We start from the raw sequence: 24014 nt of genomic DNA on the forward strand, positions 1-24014 counted from the left end.
CGGTCAGCGGCTCAGGTGGCCGCTGAGCACCTCCAGCGCCCGGTCGACGAGGGCGGCCAGGTCTTCCCGGCCGTCGCACTCCGACCAGTGCAGGACGGTCTCCGCCCAGGCGCCGAGCAGGGCGCCGGTGACCACCCGCAGCTCGAAGTCGTCCGGGGAGCGGCCGGCGCGTTCGGCGAGCACGGTCACCAGCTGGCGGGCGGAGCCGGCCGTCGCCTCGCCCATCCGGGCCCGCAGCCCCGGGATCTGACGGGCGAGCCGCAGCCGGTGCAGCAGCTCTTCGCGGTCGTCCGCGGTCATCCGCCGCAGCGGTTGCACGACCGCGTGGCGCAGTGAGGCCACCGGGCTCTCCCCGGCGGGGCGGTCCCGCAGCTCATCGGCGACCGGGTCGTACTCGTCGGTGAGGACGACGTCCTCCTTGGCCGGGAAGTAGCGGAAGAACGTGCTGGGGGAGACCTCGGCGGCGGCGGCGATCTGCTCGATGGTGGTGGCCTCGTACCCCTGCCGTTCGAAGAGCCGGAAGGCGGCCTGCCGGATGGCCCGGCGGGTCTTGAGCTTCTTGCGTTCGCGCAGGCCGGTCGGGGCGGCGGCGGGGGAGGTCGGTGCGGGGGCCATGGGACGTATTGTCGGCCATGGCGGGGCCGCCGGGCGGCCGGTGGACGGCCGCCCGGCGGCGGGGTTCACGCGTGCGTGTAGGCCACCAGCGAGATTCCCACGTAGTGGACGATGAACGCGGCCAGCGTGAGCGTGTGGAAGACCTCGTGGAAGCCGAACCAGCGCGGGGACGGGTTGGGGCGCTTGATCCCGTAGATGACGCCGCCGGCGCTGTAGAGCAGGCCGCCGACGCTGACGCAGACCAGCACGGCCACCCCGCCGGTACGCAGGAAGTCCGGCAGGAAGAAGACCGCTGCCCAGCCCAGCGCCAGGTAGCACGGGGTGTACAGCCAGCGTGGGGCGCCGACCCAGAAGACCCGGAACGCTATCCCGGCCAGCGCGCCGGCCCAGATGAACCACAGCAGCGCGGTGGCCGTGCCGCTGGGCAGCAGCAGGATGGCCAGCGGGGTGTAGGTGCCGGCGATGATCAGGAAGATGTTGGCGTGGTCCAGCCGGCGCAGCACGGCGGAGACCCGCGGCGTCCAGTTGCCGCGGTGGTACAGCGCGCTGACGCCGAACAGCAGGCAGGCGGAGAGCGTGTAGACGGCGCACGCCACACGTCCGCGCGGGCTGTCGGCCAGGGCGGTCAAGACCACCCCCGCGAAGAGGGTGGCCGGGAACATCCCGGCGTGCAGCCAACCGCGCAACTTCGGTTTGACGGGGGCGGGCAGGTGGAGTCTCGATGCCACGCCCCGGTCAGCGGCGGGGGGCTCTTCGACGGCGGTCATGGTGGTCATGCTAGCTACGGAACCGTAAGTTACGGCTAAGTAATAAATCGGGTTGGAAGTGGTAATGCTCACCCCTTCCGGGGTGGACAGATCACCCGAACAACGCGGACACTCATATGAGTGCGGTCGGCACCGGATGAGCGGCCATGAAGCATCCGGGTCGCAGCCCCCAAGGGGCCCAACAACCCTCGACATCTTCACGCCCGGATCTGTGCGTTCCGGGCGGAACGGAGCGATCGTGGCGCGCAGCAATGCGGCTCCCACCAAACACCAGGACCTGATCGCCTGGGTCGACGACATAGCGGCCCTCACCCAGCCCGACCAGGTGGTCTGGTGCGACGGTTCGGAGCAGGAGTACCAGCGTCTGTGCGACGAACTCGTCGCCAAGGGGACCTTCAAGCGGCTCGATCCGGTCAAGCGTCCCAACTCGTACTACGCCGCCTCCGACCCCAGCGACGTGGCCCGCGTCGAGGACCGGACGTTCATCTGCTCCGCGAAGGAGGAGGACGCCGGCCCGACCAACCACTGGAAGGACCCCGCCGAGATGCGGGAGATCTTTACTGGTGGCAAGGGGCTCTTCCGGGGGTCGATGCGGGGCCGGACGATGTACGTCGTCCCGTTCTGCATGGGTCCGCTGGGCTCGCCGCTGTCCGCGCTCGGCGTCGAGATCACCGACTCCGCCTACGTCGCCGTCTCCATGCGCACCATGACGCGCATGGGACAGGCGGTGCTGGACGAACTCGGGGAGGACGGCTTCTTCGTCAAGGCGGTCCACACCCTCGGCGCCCCGCTGGAGCCCGGCCAGGCCGACGTGCCGTGGCCGTGCAACTCCACCAAGTACATCTCGCACTTCCCCGAGTCACGGGAGATCTGGTCGTACGGCTCCGGCTACGGCGGCAACGCCCTGCTGGGCAAGAAGTGCTACGCCCTGCGCATCGCCTCGGTCATGGCCCGGGACGAGGGCTGGCTCGCGGAGCACATGCTCGTCCTCAAGCTCACCCCGCCCAAGGGGCAGCCGAAGTACGTCGCCGCCGCCTTCCCCAGCGCCTGCGGCAAGACCAACCTGGCCATGCTGGAGCCGACGATCCCGGGCTGGACCGTGGAGACCATCGGCGACGACATCGCCTGGATGAGGTTCGGCGAGGACGGCCGGCTGTACGCCATCAACCCGGAGGCCGGCTTCTTCGGCGTCGCCCCCGGCACCGGCGAACACACCAACGCCAACGCCATGAAGACCCTGTGGGGCAACTCGGTCTTCACCAACGTCGCCCTCACCGACGACGGCGACGTGTGGTGGGAGGGGATGACCGAGGAGACCCCGGCCCACCTGACGGACTGGAAGGGCAACGACTGGACGCCCGGGTCGGACACCCCGGCCGCCCACCCCAACGCCCGCTTCACCGTCCCGGCCGCCCAGTGCCCGACGATCGCGCCGGAGTGGGAGGACCCCCGGGGCGTGCCGATCTCGGCGATCCTCTTCGGCGGACGACGGGCCAGCGCGGTGCCGCTGGTCACCGAGTCCTTCGACTGGCAGCACGGGGTCTTCCTCGGCGCCAACGTGGCCTCCGAGAAGACCGCCGCCGCCGAGGGCAAGGTCGGCGAGCTGCGCCGCGACCCCTTCGCCATGCTGCCGTTCTGCGGCTACAACATGGGCGACTACTTCGCCCACTGGGTGCGCGTCGGCCAGGAGCACGACGCGGCGAAGCTGCCGAAGATCTACTACGTCAACTGGTTCCGCAAGGACGCCGACGGCCGGTTCGTGTGGCCGGGCTTCGGCGAGAACAGCCGGGTGCTCAAGTGGGTCGTCGAGCGGCTGAACGGCGAGGCCGAGGGCGTCGAGACCCCGATCGGCGTGCTGCCGACCCGTGCGGCGCTGGACACCAAGGGCCTCCAGATCGACGACGCCGACCTCGACCTGCTGCTCTCGGTCGACCCCGAGGTGTGGCGGGAGGAGGCCGCGCTGATCCCGCAGCACCTGGAGACCTTCGGCGACCACACGCCCAAGGAGCTGTGGGACGAGTACCGGGCGCTGGTCGAGCGGCTCGGCTGACGTCTACGACGAAGGGGGTGCGGGGCGATCGCCCCGCACCCCCTTCCGCGTCGGGCGTCAGTGCTGGGCGTAACCGGACAGGAAGGTGCCGATCCGCTCGATGGCGTCGGTGAGGTCCTCCGCGCGCGGCAGGGTGACGATCCGGAAGTGGTCGGGCTCCGGCCAGTTGAACCCGGTGCCGTGCACGATCATGATCTTCTCGGCGCGCAGCAGGTCGAGGACCATCTGCCGGTCGTCCTTGATCTTGTAGACCGACGGGTCCAGCCGCGGGAAGGCGTACAGGGCGCCCTTGGGCTTGACGCAGGCGATGCCGGGGATCGCGGTGAGCGCCTGGTAGGCGGCGTCCCGCTGGGCGCGCAGCCGGCCGCCGGGGAGCACCAGCTTGTCGATCGACTGGTGGCCGCCGAGCGCGGTGGCGATGGCGTGCTGGGCCGGCATGTTGGCGCACAGCCGCATGTTGGCCAGGATCGTCAGCCCCTCGATGTAGCTGGCCGCGTGCGTCTTCGGGCCGCACACCGCGAGCCAGCCGCTGCGGTAGCCGGCCACCCGGTACGCCTTGGAGAGCCCGTTGAAGGTCAGCGTCAGCAGGTCGGGGGCGATGGCGGCGGTGGGGGTGTGGGTGGCGTCGTCGTAGAGGATCTTGTCGTAGATCTCGTCCGAGCAGACCACCAGGGAGTGGCGGCGGGCGATCTCGGTCAGCCCGCGCAGCAGCTCGTCGTCGTAGACCGCGCCGGTCGGGTTGTTGGGGTTGATGATGACGATCGCCTTGGTGCGGTCGGTCACCTTGCGCTCGATGTCGGCGAGGTCCGGCATCCAGTCGGCCTGCTCGTCGCAGCGGTAGTGGACCGCGGTGCCGCCGGCCAGCGAGACCGAGGCCGTCCACAGCGGGTAGTCGGGGGCCGGGACGAGCACCTCGTCGCCGTCGTCCAGCAGCGCCTGCATCGACATCTGGATCAGCTCCGAGACGCCGTTGCCCAGGTAGATGTCCTCGACGTCGAGCGCGATGCCTTTGGTCTGGTAGTGCTGCATCACCGCGCGCCGGGCCGACAGCAGCCCCTTGGCGTCCCCGTAGCCGTGGGCGTCGCCCAGGCTGCGCAGCATGTCCTCCAGGATCTCCGGCGGGCACTCGAAGCCGAACGGCGCCGGGTTCCCCGTGTTGAGCTTCAGAATGCGGTGACCCGCCGCCTCCAGGCGCATCGCCTCCTCAAGCACCGGACCACGGATCTCGTAACAGACGTTGGCGAGCTTGCTCGACTGGATCACCTGCATGGCGACACCCTAAGGGCGCCCGGAGCGGCCCGCCCGGTGTTTTTCACCACGTCCGCGTACCGAGCGCCCCGCCAGGACGTCGGTGCGGACCCCGTCGTCGATCACGAAACGGCCGTCGATCAGCACGTACGGGATGCCGGTCGGCGGGGTGCGGGGACGGTCGAAGGTGGCCGCGTCGCCCACCGTGGCCGGGTCGAAGAGCACCAGGTCGGCGCGGTGACCGGGGCGGATCAGACCGCGGTCGGCCAGGCCCAGGCGGGCGGCCGGGCGGCCGGTCAGATGGGCCACGCACTCCGCCAGCGACAGCACGCCCAGCTCGCGTACGTACCGGCCGAGGAACCGGGGGAACGTCCCGTACGCCCGCGGGTGTGGTTTGTCACCCGTGAGGATGGCGTCGCTGCCGCCGGTGTGGACCCGGTGGCGCATGATCGCCCGGACGTTCTCCTCGTCGCCCACGTGCTGGAGGACGACGGTGCCGAGGGAGTCGGCGATCAGCAGGGCGCGGGCGGTGGCGAACGGGGGCTCGCCGCGCTCGCGCGCCGCCTGCTCGATCGTGCGCCCCACGAAGGCCCCGGCGAGCGCCGGGTCGGCGACCCCGGAGACCTCCACGGCCGCCCAGTCCACCGGCACCCCGTGGCAGCCGTCGGACCCTTGGACCTCCAGCGCGTGCCGGATCCGCCGCGCGGTGGCGTCGTCCCGCAACCTGGCCAGCGTCGCCGCCGGGCCGCCGGACGTCGCCCAGCTCGGCAGCAGCGCGGCGAGCGTGGTGCACCCCGGCAGGTACGGATAGGTGTCCAGGGTGATGTCGGCGCCCTCGGCGAGCGCGTCGTCCAGCAACGCCAGCAACTCGGGCGCCCGGCCCTTGTTGACCTGGAAGTTCATCGTGGCGTGCGCCAGGTGCAACGGGCAGCCGGCCCGCCGGGAGACGGCGATCATCTCCCGGTAGGCGTCGAGCGCGCCGGAGCCGTAACTGCGGTGGTGCGGGCAGTAGTAGCCGCCGTACCCGGCCACCACCCGGCACAACTCGGTCAGTTCGGCCGCCGAGGCGTACATCCCCGGCGTGTACGTCAGCCCCGACGACATCCCCACCGCGCCCTCCGCCATGCCCTGGGCGACCAGCCGCTTCATGTGCGCCAGCTCGGCCTCGGTGGCGGGACGGTCCTCCCAGCCCACCGTGAGCGCGCGGACCGTCCCCTGCGGAACGAGGTACGCGGCGTTGACCGCGACGCCCTCGTCGAGCCGGTCGAGGTACTCGCCCACCGAACGCCAGGTGAACGCGACGTCGGAGCCGTCGCCGTTCCACCCGGTGATCTGGGCCCGGATGCCGTCCAGCGTGGCGTCGTCCACCGGAGCGTACGACAGGCCGTCCTGGCCGAGGACTTCCAGGGTGACGCCCTGGGCGGTCTTGGCGAGGTGGGCGGGGTCGCGCAGCAGGGCGAGGTCGCTGTGGGCGTGCATGTCGATGAACCCCGGCGCGACCACCAGCCCGTCGGCGTCCAGTGTCCGCCGCCCCGCCGACCTCGTGCGGTCGGCTCCGCCGAGGGGGCGGATCTCGGTTATCCGGCCGTCTTCCACGCCGAGGTCGGCGTGGTACGGCGTACCGCCCGTGCCGTCCACCACGAGGGCGTGGCGGATGAGTAGGTCCATCCCTGACCCCTTTCGCTCACGTTGCCGTCCACCCCGGACTCTTCGGGGTGCCCCCGATCCCCCGTCTCGTCGTGGCTGACGTCACAGCTGTTTCCCCCCGCCCACCCGTGGCTGTACGCGTATAGCGCGGGGTGCGCTCTGTCTTCCTGGGTTTCCGGGGGCCCTCCGGGGTGACTCCTCGCTCCGCGTATCCGCCAAGGCTGGGCTCCGGCTGCTGGGTCGCTGCGGGGACACCCCTGCACGCCCCCGTTCCGCATCGTTCCGCGCTGCGGCACGGGGTGGGTGAGAAAAAGACCGGGGTCACCCCAACCTCCTCCTTACCCCTCCCTCCGCGAAGAGAGGCACCCGCACGACGGCCGGAGGGGGTGTGTCGGGGGTGTCCCCGCAGCGACCCAGCGGGGCGGGGGAAAGCCGACAGCGAAACCTGGAGCGAGGAGTCACCCCCGGCGCGCCCCCGACCCCGTACCGGCAATAGGCGAACCCACCCGGTGCCGAACCCAACCAAAACCCCACCAACCACCCACCGGACAGGGGCGAACGGGGCCACCCCGGCAACCCGAACCGGGCGAACCGGCCACCACTGCATGGCCGGCCCAGCCGTGGGCCACGGGGATGCGGGGGCACCCCCGCCACACCGGGCCCGCCGGAGGCGACCCCGCATCCTGGAACGGGCGAACCGGGCCACGGAGTAATGGCTGACCACCAGCGTGTAGCGAACCCTCAGAAGAAGGTGCGGACATAGTCCGTCACCGCGTGGTCCGCGTCGACCAGGGGGATCGCCTGCCATTTGTCGAAGGCGGTGCAGGGGTGGGAGATGCCGAGGGCGACCCAGTCGCCGATGTCGAGGGGGGTGGTGGGGGCGAGGGAGAGGAAGGTGTGCTGGTCGGCGAGGGCGGTGACGGTGAGGCCGGTGGCGGGGCGGGGGTGGGGGAGTCGGGGGAGCGGATGAGGCGGGGGAGGGGGAGGTCGAGGTCGTGGGGGAGGTCGCGCTTGCCGGCGTTGAGGTAGGCGCGGCCGGGTTCGGGGCGGGAGACGACCTGGGCCCACAGCAGGAGCGCGGAGCGCAGCCCGTCCTCGGGGAGGCGGTGGTGGTACGGGGTGACCTGCCGGTAGTGGCCGTCGTCGTGGGTGACGTAGGCACCGGAGCGCAGGAGTTTCAGCGAGGGCAGGGAGAAGCCGTCCGCGGCGGCGAACGCCTCGGCGACCACGTCGAACCAGGCGCTGCCGCCCGCGCTGACCACGATCTCGTCCGCCCCGGCGAAGCGTCCCGCCGCGTCGAACCGGCGGGCGAGGCCGACGAGCCGGTCCAGCCAGGCCCGTACCGTCTGCGGGGTGCGATCCGGTATCCCGCCCTCGTAGCCGGCCACGCCGGTCAGCCGCAGGTGGCGGGAGGCGGCGACGGCGTCGGCGACCTGGTCGGCGGTGGCCTGGTCGCGTACCCCGGTCCGGCCGCCGGCGACGCCGAGTTCGACGACGACGTCGAGCGGGTGGGTGAGCGCGGCGTCCATCAGTTCCACGCCGCGTACCGAGTCGACGTAGACGATCACGCGGAAGCCGGGGTCGGCGGCGAGTTCGGCGGAGAGCCAGGCGAGGGCGGTGGCGTCGACGACCTCGTTGGCGAGGAAGACGCGGGGGACGCCGAAGGCGCGGCAGACGCGGACCTGGGCGGGGGTGGCCGCGGTGATCCCCCAGGCGCCGAGGGCGAGTTGGCGGGCGAAGAGCTGCGGGGCCATGGAGGTCTTGCCGTGCGGGGCGAAGGCCAGCCCGTGGCGGGCGGTGAAGCCGGCGAGGCGGGCCAGGTTGTGGTCGAGGGCGGCGGAGTCGAGGGTGAGCAGCGGGGTGGTGAAGCCGCCGGTGAACAACGGGCGGCGTTCGGCGGCGAGTTGGCCGAAGGTGTACCCCTCGGCGTCCGGCGGCAGGCCCTTGAAGCGGTGGTCGACGCGTTCCCCGGCGAGCCGGGCGACGGCCGGTGGGGTGACCTCCATACGGCCTCCAATTGCAGTATGTGCAACGGCCATTGCGGTGTTTGCTTCAGGGTGTCTAACATCCCGGCCGACGCCAGGTCAACGAAGGGAGCGGAGGAGCGATGCCGACCGCCGCGCGGTTCGACGTGGTGTGCCTGGGCGAGTCCATGGTCACCTTCGTGCCCGGACGGCCGGGCCGGCTGTCCGAGGCGTCGGTCTTCCACCGCGGCATCGGCGGCGCGGAGTCCAACGTCGCCTGCTACCTGGCCCGTACAGGCCATCGCGTCCGGTGGATCAGCCGGGTCGGCGCGGACGGCTTCGGCGACCACCTGGTCGCCGAGATCGCCGCCGCCGGGGTGGACGTCGGCGCGGTCCGCCAGGACCCGGCGCGCCCCACCGGGGTCTACTTCAAGGAGCCGCGGCCGGAGGGCACCGCGGTGCTCTACTACCGGGCCGGCTCGGCCGCCGCCGCGATGTCGCGGGAGAACGTGGACGAGGCCGCCGTGGGCTCCGGGCGGCTGCTCCACCTGTCCGGGATCACCGCCGCGCTCTCGGCCTCCTGCCGGGAGCTGATGACCGCGCTCACCCGGCGTTCCCCGGGCCGTCCGGCGGTCTCCTTCGACGTCAACTTCCGCCCGGCGCTGTGGCGTTCGCGGGACACCGGGCTGCTGGCCGAACTCGCCCGCGGCTGCGACATCGTCTTCGTGGGCGAGGACGAGGCGGCGGCGGCCTGGGGGGTGCGCGGGGCGGACGCGGTGCGGGCGGCGCTGCCGGAGCCGGCGGTGCTCGTGGTCAAGCAGGGCGACCGCGGCGCCACCGTCTACCGCGCCGGTCAGGAGGGCGTCTTCGCCCCGGCGCTCGCGGTGGACGTGGTGGAGCCGATCGGGGCCGGCGACGCCTTCGCGGCCGGGTTCCTCGCCGCGACGCTGGCCGGCCGGCCGGACGCCGAGCGGCTGCGGTACGGCCACGTGATGGCCGCCGCCGCGCTCACCGTCGCCGGCGACCTGGGCCCCCCGCCGCCCGGGCCGGTGGCCGACGCCCTCGTGGCGTTGGACGCGCGGGCGTGGGGCAGACTGCGCCTCGGGCCCGGGTGGACCGGTGACCGGGCCGTCCGGCAGGTGGAGGTACCCCGATGAGCCAGACCGTCGACCGCGCCCTGAGCATCCTTCCGCTGCTCGCCGAGGGGCCGGCCAACCTCGAACAGGTGGCCACCCGGCTGGACGTGCACAAGTCCACCGCGCTGCGGCTGTTGCGCACCCTGCGCGAACACGGCATGGTCTACCGCCAGCGGGACCAGCGCTACCGCCTCGGCGCCCGGCTGTTCGCCCTGGCGCAGCAGGCCATGGAGACCATCGACATCCGCGAGATCGCCCACCCGCACCTGGCGGCCCTCGGCGAGCGCTGCGGCCACACCGTGCACCTCGCGGTACGGGAGGACGGGGAGGTGATCTACGTGGACAAGGTGGAGAGCCGCTACCCGGTGCGGATGTACTCGCGGATCGGCAAGCCGGTGGCGCTCACGGTGGCCGCGTGCGCCAAGGTGCTCCTGGCCGACCTGCCCGACGCCGAGCGGCGCGCGCTCGCCGAACGCCTCGACTACCCGTCCTACACCGCCCGTTCCACCCCGAACGCCGCCGCCTTCCTCGCCGAGCTGGCCACCGTGCGCGAGCAGGGGTGGGCGAGCGACCTCGGCGGCCACGAGGAGTCCATCAACTGTGTCGGGGCGCCGATCCGGGGCACCGACGGCCGGGTCGTCGCGGCCGTCTCCCTCTCGGCGCCCAACGTCGTCGTCCCGGCCGAGGAACTGCTGCGGCTGCGCCCGCTGCTGCTGCGCACCGCTGAGGCGGTCAGCCGCGAGTACTCCGGCCGGACGCCCGTCAAGGAGGACCACGCATGAACGAGGAGCGCTCATGACCGACAAGATCGCGATCACCCCGGCCACCCACACCGCGCCGCCCGCGAAGTTCTCGCACGGGGTGCGCAAGGGCAACATCCTCCAGGTCGCCGGGCAGGTCGGCTTCCGCCCGGCGTCGGCGGGCGAGGAACCCGTCCCGGCCGGCCCGACCTTGCGCGAGCAGACCCTGCAGACCCTGGCCAACGTCCGGTCGGTCCTCGAAGAGGGCGGCGCCACCTGGGAGGACGTGGTGATGGTCCGCGTCTACCTCACCGATCCGGGCAGCTTCGAGGAGTTCAACCGGGTGTACGACGAGTACTTCGCCGACCTCAAGGGCGCCCCCGCCGCCCGTACCACCGTCTACGTGGGGCTCCCCGGCGACCTGCTGGTCGAGATGGACGCCCTCGCCGTCCTCGGCTGACCGCCCCCGTCCCGCCCCTCGACCCCTCAAGGCCCTTGCGACACACCCTCGTCCAGCGCGCACGCGGACCGCCGCGTGGCGCCCACCCCTGCCCGCGAACGTGGAGTCCCCATGGCCGCCGCTCCCGCCGCCCCGCCGCACACCGGCGGGGTCCTCGCCCTGATCCCCGGTACGCCGGGGCTGCTGACGGTCGCCGCCCTCGGCGTCGTGCTGCTGCTCGTCCTCATCATCAAGGTGCGGCTGCAACCCTTCGTCGCCCTCCTGGTGGTCTCGGTGGCGGTCGGGCTGGGTGCCGGGCTGAGCGTCACCGAGCTGTTCGGCACGGTGCAGCGCTCGTCCGCGGTGAGCCTGATCGAGTCGGGGATGGGCGGCATCCTCGGCCACATCGCCGTCATCATCGGGCTGGGCACCATGCTCGGGGCGATCCTGGAGGTCTCCGGCGGCGCGGAGGTGCTCAGCGGGCGGCTGCTGGCGCTCTTCGGGGAGGAGCGCGCGCCGCTGGCGATGGGGCTGACCGGACTGCTCTTCGGCATCCCGGTCTTCTTCGACGTCGGGATCTTCGTGCTGGCCCCGCTGGTGTACGCGGCGGTGCGGCGCGGCGGCAGGTCGGTGCTGCGGTACGCGCTGCCGCTGCTGGCCGGGCTGTCGATGACGCACGCCTTCCTGCCGCCGCACCCCGGCCCGGTGGCCGCGGCCGGGCTCCTCCACGTCCAGCTCGGCTGGGTGATCCTGATGGGCGCGGTGTGCGGGATACCCGCGGTGCTGGCGGCCTGGGGTTACGCGGCGTGGATCGGTGAGCGGATCTTCGTCCCGTTGCCGCGGGAGATGGCGGAGGCGTCGGCCGAGTCGCGGGCGGCGGTGGTGGCCGAGCGGCGGGCGGCGGGGGTACGGACACCGGAGGAGTCGGTGGCGCTCACGGTGGTGCTCGCCGTCATCGGCACCCCGCTGCTGCTGATCCTGGCGGCCACGTTCTCCTCGGTGGCGCTGGGGGAGGGCGCCGTCAGGTCCGCGCTGGAGTTCTTCGGCCATCCCTTCGTCGCGCTGACCATCGCGCTGCTGCTGGCCTACTGGCTGCTGGGGGTCAGGCGTGGCTGGAGCCGGGGGAGCCTGGAGGCGGTCTCCACCTCCTCGCTGGGGCCGGTCGGCAACATCCTGCTGGTCGTCGGGGCCGGCGGGGTCTTCGGCGCGGTCCTGGGGGGCAGCGGGGTGGCCGACGCGCTGGCCCGGACCTTCCACGACGTGGGGCTGCCGGTGATCGTGCTGGCGTGGCTGATCAGCGTGGTGCTGCGGGTGGCGCAGGGGTCGGCGACGGTGGCGATCGTGACCACGGCGGGCATCGTGCGGCCGATGGTGGAGCACGCCCGTTACAGCCAGCCGCAGTTGGCGCTGGTCATCGTCGCGGTGTCGGCCGGGTCGATCTTCGCCTCGCACGTCAACGACGGCGGCTTCTGGATGGTCGCCAAGTACTTCGGGATCGGCGAGCGGGAGACGCTGGCCTCCTGGACGGTGCTGGAGTCGGTGCTGTCGGTGGCCGGATTCGCGATGGCGGGACTGGTCGCGCTGGTGGTATGAGGCGGCGGCCCGCGCTCTTCTCCGCGGGACACCCGGGCTTGATAATGCTCACGTCAAGTCCGGGGTCGTCGCCCCGGACCCCTTCCGGCAACGGAGAGGATCCCCCCGCATGACATCCCCTCTCATCGGCGCGTTGACCGCGGGCGCCCTGGCCGCCGCGGGCCTGCTCGGCACCACCGCCGCGCCGGCGCACGCGGCGCCCCCGGCCGCCTCCGCCCACGCCGTCACCCCGCACGCGGTCACCTTCGCCGGCACCGTGGCGCTGAGCGACTGCTCCGGCTCCGTCATCCGCACCGCCACCTCCGCCGACACCGACCCGGCCCTGGTCATGACCAACGGCCACTGTCTGGAGACGGGCATGCCGGGCGCCGGCGAGGTCATCACCGACCAGCCCTCCAGCAGAAGCTTCACCCTGCTCAACGCCTCCGGCGGCGCGGCGGGCACACTGCGCGCCACCAAGGTCTCCTACGCCACCATGACCGACACCGACATCACCCTCTACCAGCTCAGCAGCACCTACGCGCAGATACGCCAGCGCTACCACATCGAGGCGCTCACCCTGTCGTCCGCGCACCCGGTGCAGGGCGAGGCCATCGAGGTGGTCTCCGGCTACTGGAAGCGCACCTACAGCTGCGCCGTCGACGGCTTCGTCTACCGGCTGCGCGAGGGCGACTGGACCTGGAAGGACTCGGTCCGCTACACCCCGTCCTGCGACACCATCGGCGGCACCTCCGGCTCGCCCGTCGTCGACCCGGCCACCGGCCAGGTGGTCGCCGTCAACAACACCGGCAACGAGGACGGCGAGCAGTGCACCGTGGACAACCCCTGCGAGGTGGACAGCGGCGGCAACGTCACCGTCCACCAGGGCACCAACTACGCCGAGGAGACCTATGAGATAGCCGCCTGCGTGGCGGCCGGCAACCGGATCGACCTCACCCTGCCCGGCTGCACGCTGCCCAGGCCCTGACCGCGCCGCGGACAGGGAACCGGCCAGTACGCGCACCCGCGTACCGGCCGGCTCGTCGCCCGTCGGGCGGTGTCACGGCATGGCGTGCACGTGGGTGCCCACGCCGTTGGCGAAGGAGTTGCCGGCCGACGCGTCCCAGTTGGTCGACCAGGTCATCGCGCCGCGCAGGGACGGCCAGGTGGTGGCGGGCTTGAAGGAGCCGCAGCCGGTGCCCTTGGTCAGGCAGTCCAGCGCGTTGTCGACCACGGTCGGCGAGACGTAGCCGCTGCCCGCCGCGCTGCTGGAGGCCGGGACCCCGATGCCCACCTGGGACGGGTCGAGGCCGGCCTGGATGGCGGTGCAGGCCAGCGAGGTGATGAAGTCCACGCTGCCCTGGGAGTAGACGTTGCCGTCACAGCCGTTCATCGAACCCGAGTTGTAGTACTGGGTGTTGACGACGGTGAGGATGTCCTTGACCTTCAGCGCGGTGGCCAGGTAGTCGCTGGAGGACGAGAGCATGTCGATGGTCTGCGGTGCCATGGTGACCACCAGACCGGAGCCCGCCTTGGCCGACAGCGCGTGCAGCGCCTGGCTCATGTAGGTGGGGTTGATGCCGTTCTCCAGGTCGATGTCGACACCGTTGAAGCCGTAGTTCTGCATCAACGTGTAGACGCTGTCGGCGAAGTTGGCGGCCGAGGCGCTGTCGCCCACCGAGATGGTGCCGTTCTGGCCGCCGACCGAGACGATCACCTTCTTGCCGGCCGCCTGCTTGGCCTTGATGTCGGCCTTGAACTGGGCGTCGCTGTAGTTCAGGCACGAGTCGAGGGAGAAGTCGACGGCGCCCGGGGTGGTGGTGGCGTTGGCGAAGGCCACCGCGATGATGTCGTACTGGCTGTTGACGTCGCTGAGCTTCTGCACGGTGGCGCCGTTGCAGAAGTCCTGCCAGTAGCCGGTGACGGCGTGCTTGGGCAGACCGGTGTTGCCGGGCGGCGGGGTGGGTGTGGGTGTCGGGGTCGGCGTGGGTGTGGGCGTCGGCGTGGGGGTCGGCGTCGGCGTCGGGGTGCCGCCGCTGCCCGCCGGGCCGGTGAGCGACACGTCGTCCGCGTCGTACGCCGGCTGCCCGTACCAGCCGTGCAGGTAGACGGTGACCGAGCGGGTCGAGGCGCCGGTGGTGAAGGTCGTCGTCAGCTGCTGGTACGAGGTGGCCGACGGGGTCCAGGTGGAGACGTCCGTGGTGCCGGTGCCGCTCGCGCCGAGGTAGACGTAGGAGCCCTGGACCCAGGCGCTGAGCGTGTACGAGGAGTTGGGCTGCACGCTGACGACCTGGGAGCACTGGGCGTCGTCGCTGCCGGCCGGGGTGGCCTGGAGGGCGGCGTTCCCGCTGTGCACCGGCGAGGAGACGACGGTGCCGGAACCGGCCGAACACGACCAGGTGCCCAGCCCCGACTCGAACCCGGGGTCGACCAGCAGGTTGGCGTCGGCCGCGTGGGCCGTCATGGTGAGCCCCAGTCCCAGGCCGCCGCCGACCAGGGCGGTGGCGGTGAGGACGGGCAGGGTGTGGCGCAGCCGTCTGCGGAACGGTGCAGAATGGCGTGAACCTGACATACAAGCCTCCGAGGGGGGACGCCGGCGCGTCGGGAGGGTGAACGGTTTGGTACGGACCAAAGTGGTCCAGACCAGTGTCGGGTGTCAATAGACCGGACACGACCGGATCCGCCGCCGCCCGGCCCGCCCGCCCGGGTCCCGCCCGTTGCCCGCGAAGCCGCTGACCGCCGGGGAAAACCTGGATAGGCTGCGCAGCGTCATAGCGCGAACGCGGTACGCGAGGTTCTCCCGCGGGCGGACGTGCCTGCGTGGGTGACAGGGCGTCCCGGGCGGACGCCCGGCCCCCGTCAGGGCCGCCGGAAGCGGTGGGACGGTGGAGGGTTGGCCATGTCGACCGTCATAGGCGTCACCAGCGACGGCCTGCTGCTGCCCGGCTCCGGGCAGCCGGCCGCGCCCGCCGTCGTCCTGCCCGGCGCCGACGCCCGCCCGCTCGACCGGCAGCTCGCCGAGGTGGCCGCCGTGCTGGAGAACGCCGGCTACCTGGTGGTGCTCGTCCCCGACTGGGCACCGCCGGTCCAGCGGTTACGGCTGCGGCGGATCCGGGCGCTGCTGGAGTGCGACCGCGTCGCGCTGGTGCCCACCGCCCTGCCGCCGCTGGCGGTCGCCGTACTCGCCGCCCAGTTACGCCAGATCGCCCGCTACGACCTCGGCCCCGGCGTCATCGCCTCGGCCGCCGGACTCCTCGGCCACTACCTGTACGCCGGCGCCGTACTCGGCAGCCTCGCCCGGCTCGACCGGGTCCCCGTCGCCCTCCCCGCCCACCTGGCCTCCTGGATGCCCGGCGTGTGGTTCGCGGTGCTCGCCGCCCCCGAGCGGCGGCTGGTCAAGGTCACCGAGGACGCCCGGCTGCCCGGCCCGTCCTTCGCCACCGGGCTCACCCTCGCCGCCGACGCCCCCGGCACGCCCGGCGCCGACTGGGTACGCAACCGGCTCGCCGCCGACTGGCGCTGCGGCCAACTCACCGAGACCGCCCGCCCGTCGGACTCGGCACACTGGTGGGGGACGTCCCGGTCGGCGGAGTTCACCGCCCACATCACCGACGTCGGCGTGCTGTGCCGGCTGGTCGCCGCCGCCCACCGGGAACCGTGCCGCTGGTGCGGCCTGGAACTCCTCGGCGACCGCTGCGCGTTCTGCGCCACCGGCAACCTCCCGCTGCCGCGCCGGACCGCCCCCGCCACCTGACCGGCGTCCCGCCGCCCCCCGTCCGCCTCGACCGAAAGCCCTCCGGATGAACTCACGTCAGCGACGCGGTGCGATCCTCCTGGTGTTCTCCGCGCTCTGTGCGCTCGCCGCCTTCCTCGGCGTGCTCGCCTTCGTCGACGACGTGGACGCCAAGGTGGGCCCGCAGGTCACCGCCTACCAGGCCAAGGAGGACATCGCCGCCTACCGGACGCTCGACCCCGGCCAGTTCACCACCGTCGCCATGCCGCGCCGCTGGCTGCCGGCCACCGCCGTCACCGACCTGCGCCGGGTGACCGGACGCATCGCCGCCGTCCCGTTGCGCAAGGGCTCGCTCCTCCAGGCCGACATGGTCGCCGACCAACCCGCGCTCGCCCCCGGACAACAGGAGCTGGCCATCATGATCGACGCCGCCACCGGCGTCCCCGGCGAGATCCACCCCGGCGACAGCGTCAACATCTACGCCACCTTCCCCGGCAACCAGCAGCAGGGCGGCAGGAACGAGTCCCGCATCATCGTCACCGGCGCCCGGGTGCTCAAGATCGGACGGCAGACCCCGATCAGCCAGACCAGCGACCAGACCGACGCCCGGGCCACCCGGCAGGCGGTGCCCGTCGCCTTCGCGCTGACCACCCTGGACGCCCAACGCGTCGCCTACGCCGAGTCGTTCGCCACCCACGTCCGCCTCGCGCTGACCGCCCCCGGCAGCCCCGCGCCGGTGCCCTCCGCGGAGCGCACCTACACCCTCGAAGGCGACCGGTGAGGACGGCATGACCATCCGCATCCTGCCCGCCGTCGCCGACCCGGAGGCCGCCCGCGCCGTCGCCGCGCTCACCGGCCGCCTCCCGGAGGCCGAACCCGCCGCGCCCGCCGCCGACTCCACCACCCTTCTCGACACCCTCGGCCGCCTCGCCGCCCAGGGCGTCGACCACCTCCCCGAGGTCGTCGTCGTCCACCAGGCCATCGGACCGCTGCCCGCGCTCGAACTCGTCCGCGAGGTGGCGCTGCGCCACCCGGCGGTCGGCGTGGTGCTGCTCACCGCCGACCAGGGGCCCGCCGCGTACTCCGCCGCGATGGACGCCGGCGCCCGGGGCGTGGCCGGCCTCCCGCTCTCCCAGGCCGAACTCGACCACCGGGTACGGGCCGCCGCCGCCTGGGCCACCGGGGTCCGCCGCCACCTCGGCGCCGGCGACGGGGCGACCGCCGGACCCGGCGGCACCGTGGTCACCGTCAGCGGTGCCAAGGGCGGCGTCGGCGCCACCACCGCCGCCGTCCAACTCGCCCTCGCCGCCCGGGCCGCCGGCCACCCCACCGCCCTGGCCGACATGGACCTCCAGACCGGGGACGTCGCCTCCTACCTCGACGTACGCTTCCGCCGCTCCATCGCCGACCTCGCCGGGATCGCCGACCTCTCCCCGCGCGTGCTGGACGACGCCATGTTCCGCCACGACAGCGGCCTCGCCCTGCTGCTCTGCCCGGCCGAGGGCGAACAGGGCGAGACCGTCACCGACCGGGCCGCCCGGCAGATCGTCACCGCGCTGCGCGCCCGCTACGACACCGTGGTGATCGACTGCGGCAGCCAGCTCACCGGCGCCGGAGCCGTCGCCGTCGAAATGGCCGACACCGCGCTGCTGGTCACCACCCCCGACGTGGTCGCGGTACGGGCCGCCAAACGCACCGTACGGCTGTGGGACCGGCTGCGGATCCGCAAGCCCCAGGAGACCGTGACGGTGGTCAACCGCCACACCCGGCACACCGAGATCCAGCCCGCGCTGATCGAACGCATCACCGGCACCCGGGTCGCCCGCACCGCCGTACCCGCCGGCTACAAGGAACTCCAGCCCTGCGCCGACAGCGGCCGGATGCACGAACTCGACCCACGCGGCGCCGTCCGCCAGGCCCTGTGGTCCCTGGCCGCCGAAACCGGCCTCGTCCCCACGGACCCCCGATGACCGGCGAGGACCGCACGGCGCCACGGACGACGGCGCGCCGTACGCCGCGGGACTCCGGGCAGATCAGCGTCGAGCTGCTCGGGATCGCGCCGTTGATCCTGCTGGTGCTGCTGCTGGTGTGGCAGTTCGTGCTGGTCGGGTACACGTGGACGCTGGCCGGGGAGGCGGCGGACCGGGCGGCGCGGGTGGCGGCGGTGGGCGGGGACGCGGAGGGGGCGGCGCGGGAGGCGTTGCCGGGGGCGTGGGCGAGGGGAGCGCGGGTCGGGGTGGGCGGGGACGGGGAGTTGGTGCGGGCGGACGTGGCGGTACCGGTGCCGGTGCTGCTGCCGGGGCTGGGCGCGCTGTTCACCGTGCACGGCACGGCCGGCGCGGCCAGGGAGCGGCCGTGAGGGGGCCGGGCCGCCGGGACCGGGGCTCCGCCTCGGTGGAGTTCCTCGGCTTCCTGCCCGTCCTGCTGCTGGTCGCCCTCGCCGGCGTGCAGCTCGGCCTCGCCGCGTACACCGCCGCGCAGGCCGGCACCGCCGCCCGCGCGGCGGCCCGCACCGGCGACCCCGGCGCCGCCCGCGCCGCGGTCAGCGGCTGGCTCTCCCCCCAGGTCCGCGCCGACTACGGCGACGGCTGGGTCCGCATGACGGTCACCGTGCCGGTGCCCTCCGTCCTGCCCGGCATCCGCTTCGTCGACCCGGTGACGCGCAGCGCCACCATGCCCAGGGACTGATCGCCATGAGCAGCCTGCGAGCCCGCATCGCCGCCCCCGAGGAGACCTCCGGGCACCACCAGGAGACCCGGCTGGTCGCCGCCTACCGGGCCAAACTCCTGGAGGAGATCGACCTCGCCGAGATGTCCGCGCTGGCCATGGCCGACCGCCGGGCCCGGCTGGAACGCGTCCTGGGCCACCTCATCAGCCGCGAGGGCCCGGTGCTCTCCACCCGCGAACGCGACCGGCTGATCCGCCGCGTGGTCGACGAGGCGCTCGGCCTGGGCGTCCTCGAACCGCTGCTGGAGGACGCCTCGGTCACCGAGATCATGGTCAACGGCCCCGACCACGTCTACGTGGAACGGGCCGGCCGGGTCGAGCAGGTGGCCGTCCGCTTCGCCAGCGACGAGCAGCTGATGCAGACCATCGAACGCATCGTCTCCGCCGTCAACCGCCGGGTGGACGAGTCCACGCCCATGGTCGACGCGCGGCTGCCCACCGGCGAACGCGTCAACGTGATCATCCCGCCGCTGGCGCTCACCGGACCCACCCTCACCATCCGCCGCTTCCCGCGCACCTACACCCTCGGCGAGCTGCTGGAACTGCGCTCGCTCGACGAGCACACCGTGATGCTGCTGGCCGCGATGGTGCGCGCCCGGTTCAACGTGATCGTCTCCGGGGCCACCGGATCCGGCAAGACCACGCTGCTCAACGCGCTGTCCGGACTGATCCCCGAGGGCGAGCGGATCATCACCGTGGAGGACGCCGCCGAACTCCAGCTCCAGCAGGAACACGTCGTCCGGCTGGAGACCCGGCCGCCCAACATCGAGGGCAAGGGCCGGATCACCGTACGCGACCTGGTCCGCAACTGCCTGCGGATGCGCCCGGACCGGATCATCGTCGGCGAGGTACGCGGCGGCGAGACCCTCGACATGCTCCAGGCGATGTCCACCGGCCACGACGGCTCCCTCGCCACCGTGCACGCCAACTCCGCCGAGGACGCGCTGACCCGGTTGCAGACCCTGGCCTCGATGAGCGAGGTACGGGTGCCCTTCGAGGCGCTGCACGACCAGATCAACAGCGCGGTCGACGTCATCGTGCAACTGGCCCGCGGCGCCGACGGGGCCCGCCGGGTCGGGGAGGTCGCGGTGCTCTCCTCACGCGGCCGGGAACCCTTCCGGCTCGCCACGGTCAGCCGCTTCCGGCCCGCCCCGGCCGGGGCCGACGGCACGGTGCCCGGCGCCTTCGAACACCACCGGCTGCCCCGCCGGACCGCCGAACGGCTCGCGCTGGCCGGCGAATCCTTACCGGCCGCCTTCGGGGTGGCCGCCGACGACCACCTCCTCATCTCGCGAAAGGCCGAATGACCATGGAGACGACGGGCTGGGCAGCACTCGGCGCCACCCTGGCCGCCGGTGTCCTCGCCATCGCCGGGCTGCGTACCTGGACCACCGGCCGGGCCCGCCGGCGCGAGCTGCTGGAACGGCTGGCCGACACCGCCGCCCCGGCCGGGCCGCCCGGCCGCCGGGCCCGGTTCGCCCGTACCGGCGCCGCGGTGCGCCGCACCCGGGCCGGGCGGGCGCTGGAGCGGCGGCTGGCCGCCACCGGACTGACCGTCACCGTGGGCGAGTTCACCGTGGCGGTGGCCGCGGCGGTGACCGGGACCTGGGTGGTGGCGGCCACCGCGCTCGCCCCGTTCTTCGGCCCGCTCGCCGCCCTGGCGGCCCTGTGGTCGGCGCACGCCTTCCTCAACTGGCGGCGGCAGAAGCGCATCGAGCGCTTCATCGGCCAACTCCCCGAACTCTCCCGGCTGCTGGCCAACGGCTCCTCGGCGGGGCTGGCGCTGCGCACCGCGATCGGCATGGCCGCCGAGGAGATGGAGGCGCCGGCCGGCGAGGAACTGGCCAAGGTCGCCGACGCGCTCGCCCTCGGCCACCCGCTGGAGGACGCCCTCACCGAGCTGAAGGAACGGCTGCCCTCCCGTGAACTGGCCGTCCTGGTCACCACGTTGATCCTGGCCGGGCGGACCGGCGGCACCCTGGTGGAATCGCTGCGCAACCTCACCGAGACCCTGGAGGAACGCAAGGAGACCCGCCGCGAGGTGCGCACCACCCTCTCCCAGGTCACCGTCACCGCCTACGCCGTCCCCGCGATCGGCGTCGGCGCCCTGCTGCTGCTCGACAAGATGGCCCCCGGCTCGCTGGAGACCATGACCGGGACCTTCCTCGGCCAGGCCGCCGTGGTGGTGGCGTTCGCGCTCTACGGGGTGGGCTTCGTGCTGATCCGCCGGATGGCGAGGATCGATGTCTGACCGCCCGATGGCGTTGCTGGTCGCGGCCCTGGCGGCGGTGGCGGTGGCCGGGGCCAGGGCCGGCCTCGCGCTGCTGCGCCGCCCGCCCCGGCTCCCCGCCGACCTCGCGGTCGCCCTGGAGGTCGGCGCCACCCGCACCACCCGGGTCGGCTCGCTGGTCGACCGGCTCGGCATGCGGTACGCGCCGCTGGTGCTGCGGGCGATGGGCCCGGCCCGGGTGGCGAAGGTACGCCGCCGGCTCGACCTGGCCGGCAACCCCGGCGGCCTGACCGTCGACCGCTACGCCGCCCGCCGCGCGGTCTACGGCGCCCTCGGCCTGACCGGCGCCGTGGTCTGCGCCGCACGCGGCCGGTTCCTCCTCGTCCCGCCGCTGCTCGCCTTCGCGCTGTGGTGGACGGACCTGGGCATCTGGCTGGCGGTCCGGCAGCGCAAGGAGGAGATCGAACGCACCCTCGCCGACTTCCTCGACGTCCTGGCGGTGGTGGTCGGCGCCGGACTCGGCTTCCGGCAGGCGCTCGAACGCGTCGCCGACAACCACCGGGGACCGTGGGCCGACGAGATCCGCATCACCCTGCGCCAACTCGACCTGGGCGTCGGCCGCCGCCAGGCCTTCGACGAACTGCGCCGGCGCAACGGCTCCGACCAGGTCGCCCAGTTCACCACCGCGTTGCAGCAGGGCGAGGAACTCGGCGCCCCGATCGCCGAGACGCTCATCCGGATCGCCAAGGACATGCGGCGCACCGACGCCCAGAACGCCCGCCGCCGGGCCGCCCGGGCGGTGCCCAGGTCCACCCTGGTGATCACCACGCTGATGGTCCCGGCCACCATGATCCTGCTGCTCGCCGGGTTCTTCCTGGGCAACCACATCGGCTTCGGGCAGGTCATCGGCGAGTGACGGATCCGGCCCGCGCGCTCGACGTCTCCGCCCTCCAGGCGCTGTGCCGCCAGGTGTTCGGGTTCCGCCTGGCGGTGCTCGCGCTCGCCTCGCCGGTGGCGCTGGTACGGGTCGGCCCGGGCGCCGCGGCCTGGGCCACCGGATCGGCGGTGGTCATCACCTTCATGGGCAGCTACCTGCTCTTCCGCGACTGGGAACGCTTCGGCCCGCTGCTGCTGCGCCACCCCGCGCTGCTCGCGGTGGACTCGCTCTTCGCCGCCGTGCTGCTCACCGCCGGCACCGTGCACAGCCCGCTGGCGTACGTGACGGTGTGCACCCCGCTGCTGGCCGGGCTCGTGTACGGGCGGCGCGGGGCGCTGCTGTTCACCGCGTTGCAGATCGCGGTGCTCGGCGCCGTGGTGGCGCTGGACGGACCGGGCGGACGGCTGGACGGCGTGCTGCTGCTGCCCGGCTTCTGCGTGGTCGCCGGGGTCGCCGGGGTCACCCTGCGCCGGCTGATGCTGGGGTTCGGCGAGGCCACCCGGGCGCTCACCCGGACCCGGGCGCGGCTGGCGGCGGCCGAGGCGGTGGCCGCCGAACGGGCCCGGCTCGCCCGGGAGATGCACGACTCGGTGGCCAAGACGCTGCACGGGGTCACCCTGGCCGCCGAGGCGCTGGCCGCCTGCGCCGACCGGCTCGACCCCGCCGCCCTGCGCGACCGGGCCGACCTCGTGGCCCGTTCCGCCCGCCGCGCCGCCGACGAGTCCCGCGCGCTCCTGGCCGGACTGCGCCGCGATCCCGACGACGGCCCGCTGGAGCGCCGACTCGCCGGGGCGGTGGCCGAGTTCACCGACCGCGCCGGACTGCCCGTGGTCCTCGTCCCGCCTTCCGGTCCGTTGCCGGAGCTGCCCGCACCGGTCGTCCGCCATCTGGTCGCCATCGTCCGGGAGGCCCTGGAGAACGCCCACCGGCACGCCGGGGCCGGCCACGCCGAGGTGGCCGCCGCAGTGGTGGACGGCGCGGTGCGGATCACGGTGCGGGACGACGGGCGGGGGCTGCCCGCGCACGCCACCGTGGCCGACTGGCGGGCGCGGGGCCGCTTCGGGGTGGTCGGCATGGTCGAGCGGGCCGAAGCGGTGGGCGCCCGGATCACCATCGGCCCGGCCCGCGACCGGACCGGCACCGAGGTCCGCGTCGACCTGCCGGCCACCACCGCGTCCCGACCGTCACCCTCCCGGAGGTCCCCATGACGACGCCAGGCACCCTGCCCCGGCCGCTGCGGGTGGTCGTGGCCGACGACAACCCCGTGGTGCGGGCCGGACTCGGCGCGCTGCTCACCGCCCGCCCCGGCATCGAGGTGGTCGCCGAGGCCGCCGACGGCCGCCAGGCGTACGAGGCCGCCGCCGCGCACCGGCCCGACCTGGTGCTGCTCGACGTCCGGATGCCCGGCACGGACGGGCTGGCCGCGCTGCCCGGGCTGGCCCGCATCGCCCCGGTGCTGATGCTCACCTGGCGCGGCGAGCCCGGCACCGTACGGGAGGCGATCCGGCGCGGCGCCGGCGGATACCTGGTGCATGGCGAGTTCACCGCCGACCAGTTGGTGGCCGCGGTGCGGGACACCTCCGCCGGGCGGGCGGCGCTGACCACGAGCGCGGCGACCGCGCTGCTGGCCGAGGTGCGCGGCGGGACCGGGGAGCCGGAGCCGGACCGGGCCCGGTTCCGGCTCAGCCGCCGCGAGGCGGAGGTGATGGAGCTGATCGCCGGCGGCCTGAACAACCGGCAGATCGCCGCCGCCTGCTTCATCAGCGAGAAGACCGTCAAGAACCACGTCAACCGGATCTTCGGCAAGCTGCACGCGGACAGCCGCAGCCAGGCCGTCGCCCGCTGGCTGGGCACCGCCCGCTGACCCCGACCGGCCCGCCTGGGCCCGCGATTGGGCCCCCGGGCCCTGTCCCGCGCCCGGCGCCGGGCCGTACCGTCCGGCCGTCGCCGCAGGCAGCCACGAGGAGGGGTTCCCGTGCCGAAGCGCTTCGCCGGCCAGGCCGCCACCACCGGCCACGGACGGCCGCGGGCCGCGGTCCGCCGCCTGGCCGCCCGCGCCGCCCGCCACGACCGGGGCCAGACGTCGGTGGAATACCTGGGGATCATCGCGGTGGTGGTGCTCATCGTCGCCGCGATCGCCGGCACCGGCATCGGCCACCAGATCTACTCGGCCATCGTCGCCGAGATCGCCAAGGTCACCGGCTGAGCC

22 protein-coding genes and 1 pseudogene are annotated in these 24014 nt (G+C 73.5%); 17 read left to right on the forward strand and 6 right to left on the reverse strand.

Going from position 1 to position 24014, the window contains the following annotated elements:
* Positions 1 to 3 precede the first annotated feature (3 nt).
* Both SCATT_RS18230 and trhA read right to left on the reverse strand, forming a co-directional pair.
* Positions 4 to 615, reverse strand: a complete 612-nt coding sequence (locus SCATT_RS18230; RefSeq protein WP_014144578.1) for an acyl-CoA-like ligand-binding transcription factor — start codon at positions 613 to 615, stop codon at positions 4 to 6.
* Between the two features lie 65 nt (positions 616 to 680).
* A complete protein-coding gene (gene trhA / locus SCATT_RS18235) occupies positions 681 to 1391 on the reverse strand; it encodes a PAQR family membrane homeostasis protein TrhA (RefSeq protein ID WP_014628288.1) in 711 nt (236 codons plus the stop codon).
* Positions 1392 to 1620: 229 nt separating this feature from the next.
* Here trhA and SCATT_RS18240 point away from each other — a divergent pair, with 229 nt between their 5' ends.
* A complete protein-coding gene (locus tag SCATT_RS18240; RefSeq protein WP_014144580.1) occupies positions 1621 to 3432 on the forward strand; it encodes a phosphoenolpyruvate carboxykinase (GTP) in 1812 nt (603 codons plus the stop codon).
* 57 nt (positions 3433 to 3489) lie between these two features.
* Here SCATT_RS18240 and SCATT_RS18245 read toward each other — a convergent pair whose 3' ends face one another.
* From SCATT_RS18245 to SCATT_RS40375, 3 genes and pseudogenes are all read right to left on the reverse strand, one after another.
* Positions 3490 to 4701, reverse strand: coding sequence for a pyridoxal phosphate-dependent aminotransferase (locus tag SCATT_RS18245; protein WP_014144581.1), 1212 nt, complete (start codon positions 4699 to 4701; stop codon positions 3490 to 3492).
* A gap of 9 nt (positions 4702 to 4710) precedes the next feature.
* On the reverse strand, positions 4711 to 6348 hold the full coding sequence (locus tag SCATT_RS18250) for an N-acyl-D-amino-acid deacylase family protein (RefSeq protein ID WP_014144582.1): 1638 nt from the start codon (positions 6346 to 6348) through the stop codon (positions 4711 to 4713).
* A gap of 720 nt (positions 6349 to 7068) precedes the next feature.
* Positions 7069 to 8333 (reverse strand): annotated as a pseudogene (locus SCATT_RS40375) (alanine racemase).
* A gap of 101 nt (positions 8334 to 8434) precedes the next feature.
* Between SCATT_RS40375 and SCATT_RS18260 the strand changes: the two are divergent.
* The 5 genes from SCATT_RS18260 (at position 8435) to SCATT_RS18280 (ending at position 13166) form a co-directional block, all read left to right on the forward strand.
* Complete coding sequence (locus SCATT_RS18260; RefSeq protein ID WP_014144584.1) at positions 8435 to 9448, forward strand: sugar kinase; 1014 nt, start codon at positions 8435 to 8437, stop codon at positions 9446 to 9448.
* Positions 9445 to 10209, forward strand: coding sequence for an IclR family transcriptional regulator (locus SCATT_RS18265; RefSeq protein WP_014144585.1), 765 nt, complete (start codon positions 9445 to 9447; stop codon positions 10207 to 10209). Before SCATT_RS18260 ends, SCATT_RS18265 begins: the two co-directional genes overlap by 4 nt.
* A gap of 13 nt (positions 10210 to 10222) precedes the next feature.
* The gene (locus SCATT_RS18270) at positions 10223 to 10627 is read left to right on the forward strand and encodes a RidA family protein (protein ID WP_014144586.1); all 405 of its coding nucleotides are present in this window, start codon (positions 10223 to 10225) and stop codon (positions 10625 to 10627) included.
* 111 nt (positions 10628 to 10738) lie between these two features.
* A complete protein-coding gene (locus SCATT_RS18275; RefSeq protein WP_014144587.1) occupies positions 10739 to 12199 on the forward strand; it encodes a GntP family permease in 1461 nt (486 codons plus the stop codon).
* A 109-nt stretch (positions 12200 to 12308) separates the two neighbouring features.
* Positions 12309 to 13166 (forward strand): S1 family peptidase, encoded by an 858-nt coding sequence (locus SCATT_RS18280; RefSeq protein WP_014144588.1) that lies wholly within the window; start codon positions 12309 to 12311, stop codon positions 13164 to 13166.
* 72 nt (positions 13167 to 13238) lie between these two features.
* On the opposite strand, the gene SCATT_RS18285 is transcribed toward SCATT_RS18280, so the two are convergent.
* Complete coding sequence (locus SCATT_RS18285) at positions 13239 to 14750, reverse strand: chitinase (protein WP_014144589.1); 1512 nt, start codon at positions 14748 to 14750, stop codon at positions 13239 to 13241.
* Between the two features lie 327 nt (positions 14751 to 15077).
* Here SCATT_RS18285 and SCATT_RS18290 point away from each other — a divergent pair, with 327 nt between their 5' ends.
* The 11 genes from SCATT_RS18290 (at position 15078) to SCATT_RS18340 (ending at position 24011) form a co-directional block, all read left to right on the forward strand.
* Complete coding sequence (locus SCATT_RS18290; RefSeq protein WP_014144590.1) at positions 15078 to 15932, forward strand: hypothetical protein; 855 nt, start codon at positions 15078 to 15080, stop codon at positions 15930 to 15932.
* A gap of 46 nt (positions 15933 to 15978) precedes the next feature.
* A complete protein-coding gene (gene cpaB, locus SCATT_RS18295) occupies positions 15979 to 16692 on the forward strand; it encodes a Flp pilus assembly protein CpaB (protein ID WP_014144591.1) in 714 nt (237 codons plus the stop codon).
* Positions 16693 to 16699: 7 nt separating this feature from the next.
* On the forward strand, positions 16700 to 17881 hold the full coding sequence (locus SCATT_RS18300) for an AAA family ATPase (protein ID WP_014144592.1): 1182 nt from the start codon (positions 16700 to 16702) through the stop codon (positions 17879 to 17881).
* Positions 17878 to 18270, forward strand: coding sequence for a TadE/TadG family type IV pilus assembly protein (locus SCATT_RS18305; protein ID WP_014144593.1), 393 nt, complete (start codon positions 17878 to 17880; stop codon positions 18268 to 18270). Before SCATT_RS18300 ends, SCATT_RS18305 begins: the two co-directional genes overlap by 4 nt.
* Positions 18267 to 18599, forward strand: coding sequence for a TadE/TadG family type IV pilus assembly protein (locus tag SCATT_RS18310; RefSeq protein WP_014144594.1), 333 nt, complete (start codon positions 18267 to 18269; stop codon positions 18597 to 18599). Before SCATT_RS18305 ends, SCATT_RS18310 begins: the two co-directional genes overlap by 4 nt.
* Positions 18600 to 18604: 5 nt before the next feature.
* A complete protein-coding gene (locus SCATT_RS18315) occupies positions 18605 to 19945 on the forward strand; it encodes a CpaF family protein (protein ID WP_014144595.1) in 1341 nt (446 codons plus the stop codon).
* Positions 19942 to 20889 carry a type II secretion system F family protein gene (locus tag SCATT_RS18320; RefSeq protein ID WP_014144596.1) on the forward strand — a complete coding sequence of 316 codons (948 nt, stop codon included), beginning with the start codon at positions 19942 to 19944 and terminating at the stop codon, positions 20887 to 20889. The genes SCATT_RS18315 and SCATT_RS18320 overlap by 4 nt, the downstream gene beginning before the upstream one ends.
* Positions 20890 to 20896: 7 nt before the next feature.
* Positions 20897 to 21784: a DUF5936 domain-containing protein gene (locus SCATT_RS18325; protein WP_014144597.1), complete on the forward strand. Its 888-nt coding sequence runs from the start codon at positions 20897 to 20899 to the stop codon at positions 21782 to 21784.
* Positions 21781 to 23013 (forward strand): sensor histidine kinase, encoded by a 1233-nt coding sequence (locus tag SCATT_RS18330; RefSeq protein ID WP_014144598.1) that lies wholly within the window; start codon positions 21781 to 21783, stop codon positions 23011 to 23013. Before SCATT_RS18325 ends, SCATT_RS18330 begins: the two co-directional genes overlap by 4 nt.
* On the forward strand, positions 23010 to 23669 hold the full coding sequence (locus SCATT_RS18335; protein WP_014144599.1) for a response regulator transcription factor: 660 nt from the start codon (positions 23010 to 23012) through the stop codon (positions 23667 to 23669). The genes SCATT_RS18330 and SCATT_RS18335 overlap by 4 nt, the downstream gene beginning before the upstream one ends.
* A gap of 111 nt (positions 23670 to 23780) precedes the next feature.
* Positions 23781 to 24011: a hypothetical protein gene (locus SCATT_RS18340; RefSeq protein WP_014144600.1), complete on the forward strand. Its 231-nt coding sequence runs from the start codon at positions 23781 to 23783 to the stop codon at positions 24009 to 24011.
* The last annotated feature ends 3 nt before the right edge of the window (positions 24012 to 24014 follow it).

Source organism: Streptantibioticus cattleyicolor NRRL 8057 = DSM 46488 (assembly GCF_000240165.1).
Lineage (GTDB): Bacteria > Actinomycetota > Actinomycetes > Streptomycetales > Streptomycetaceae > Streptantibioticus > Streptantibioticus cattleyicolor.

What these genes read in the sequence shown, in the direction of transcription:
- SCATT_RS18230 (WP_014144578.1), bottom strand. Translation starts at nt 615, where the DNA reads ATGGCCCCCGCACCGACCTCCCCCGCCGCCGCCCCGACCGGCCTGCGC.
- trhA (WP_014628288.1), bottom strand. Translation starts at nt 1,391, where the DNA reads ATGACCACCATGACCGCCGTCGAAGAGCCCCCCGCCGCTGACCGGGGC.
- SCATT_RS18245 (WP_014144581.1), bottom strand. Translation starts at nt 4,701, where the DNA reads ATGCAGGTGATCCAGTCGAGCAAGCTCGCCAACGTCTGTTACGAGATC.
- SCATT_RS18250 (WP_014144582.1), bottom strand. Translation starts at nt 6,348, where the DNA reads ATGGACCTACTCATCCGCCACGCCCTCGTGGTGGACGGCACGGGCGGT.
- SCATT_RS18260 (WP_014144584.1), top strand. Translation starts at nt 8,435, where the DNA reads ATGCCGACCGCCGCGCGGTTCGACGTGGTGTGCCTGGGCGAGTCCATG.
- SCATT_RS18265 (WP_014144585.1), top strand. Translation starts at nt 9,445, where the DNA reads ATGAGCCAGACCGTCGACCGCGCCCTGAGCATCCTTCCGCTGCTCGCC.
- SCATT_RS18270 (WP_014144586.1), top strand. Translation starts at nt 10,223, where the DNA reads ATGACCGACAAGATCGCGATCACCCCGGCCACCCACACCGCGCCGCCC.
- SCATT_RS18275 (WP_014144587.1), top strand. Translation starts at nt 10,739, where the DNA reads ATGGCCGCCGCTCCCGCCGCCCCGCCGCACACCGGCGGGGTCCTCGCC.
- SCATT_RS18280 (WP_014144588.1), top strand. Translation starts at nt 12,309, where the DNA reads ATGACATCCCCTCTCATCGGCGCGTTGACCGCGGGCGCCCTGGCCGCC.
- SCATT_RS18285 (WP_014144589.1), bottom strand. Translation starts at nt 14,750, where the DNA reads ATGTCAGGTTCACGCCATTCTGCACCGTTCCGCAGACGGCTGCGCCAC.
- SCATT_RS18290 (WP_014144590.1), top strand. Translation starts at nt 15,078, where the DNA reads ATGTCGACCGTCATAGGCGTCACCAGCGACGGCCTGCTGCTGCCCGGC.
- cpaB (WP_014144591.1), top strand. Translation starts at nt 15,979, where the DNA reads ATGAACTCACGTCAGCGACGCGGTGCGATCCTCCTGGTGTTCTCCGCG.
- SCATT_RS18300 (WP_014144592.1), top strand. Translation starts at nt 16,700, where the DNA reads ATGACCATCCGCATCCTGCCCGCCGTCGCCGACCCGGAGGCCGCCCGC.
- SCATT_RS18305 (WP_014144593.1), top strand. Translation starts at nt 17,878, where the DNA reads ATGACCGGCGAGGACCGCACGGCGCCACGGACGACGGCGCGCCGTACG.
- SCATT_RS18315 (WP_014144595.1), top strand. Translation starts at nt 18,605, where the DNA reads ATGAGCAGCCTGCGAGCCCGCATCGCCGCCCCCGAGGAGACCTCCGGG.
- SCATT_RS18320 (WP_014144596.1), top strand. Translation starts at nt 19,942, where the DNA reads ATGACCATGGAGACGACGGGCTGGGCAGCACTCGGCGCCACCCTGGCC.
- SCATT_RS18325 (WP_014144597.1), top strand. Translation starts at nt 20,897, where the DNA reads ATGGCGTTGCTGGTCGCGGCCCTGGCGGCGGTGGCGGTGGCCGGGGCC.
- SCATT_RS18335 (WP_014144599.1), top strand. Translation starts at nt 23,010, where the DNA reads ATGACGACGCCAGGCACCCTGCCCCGGCCGCTGCGGGTGGTCGTGGCC.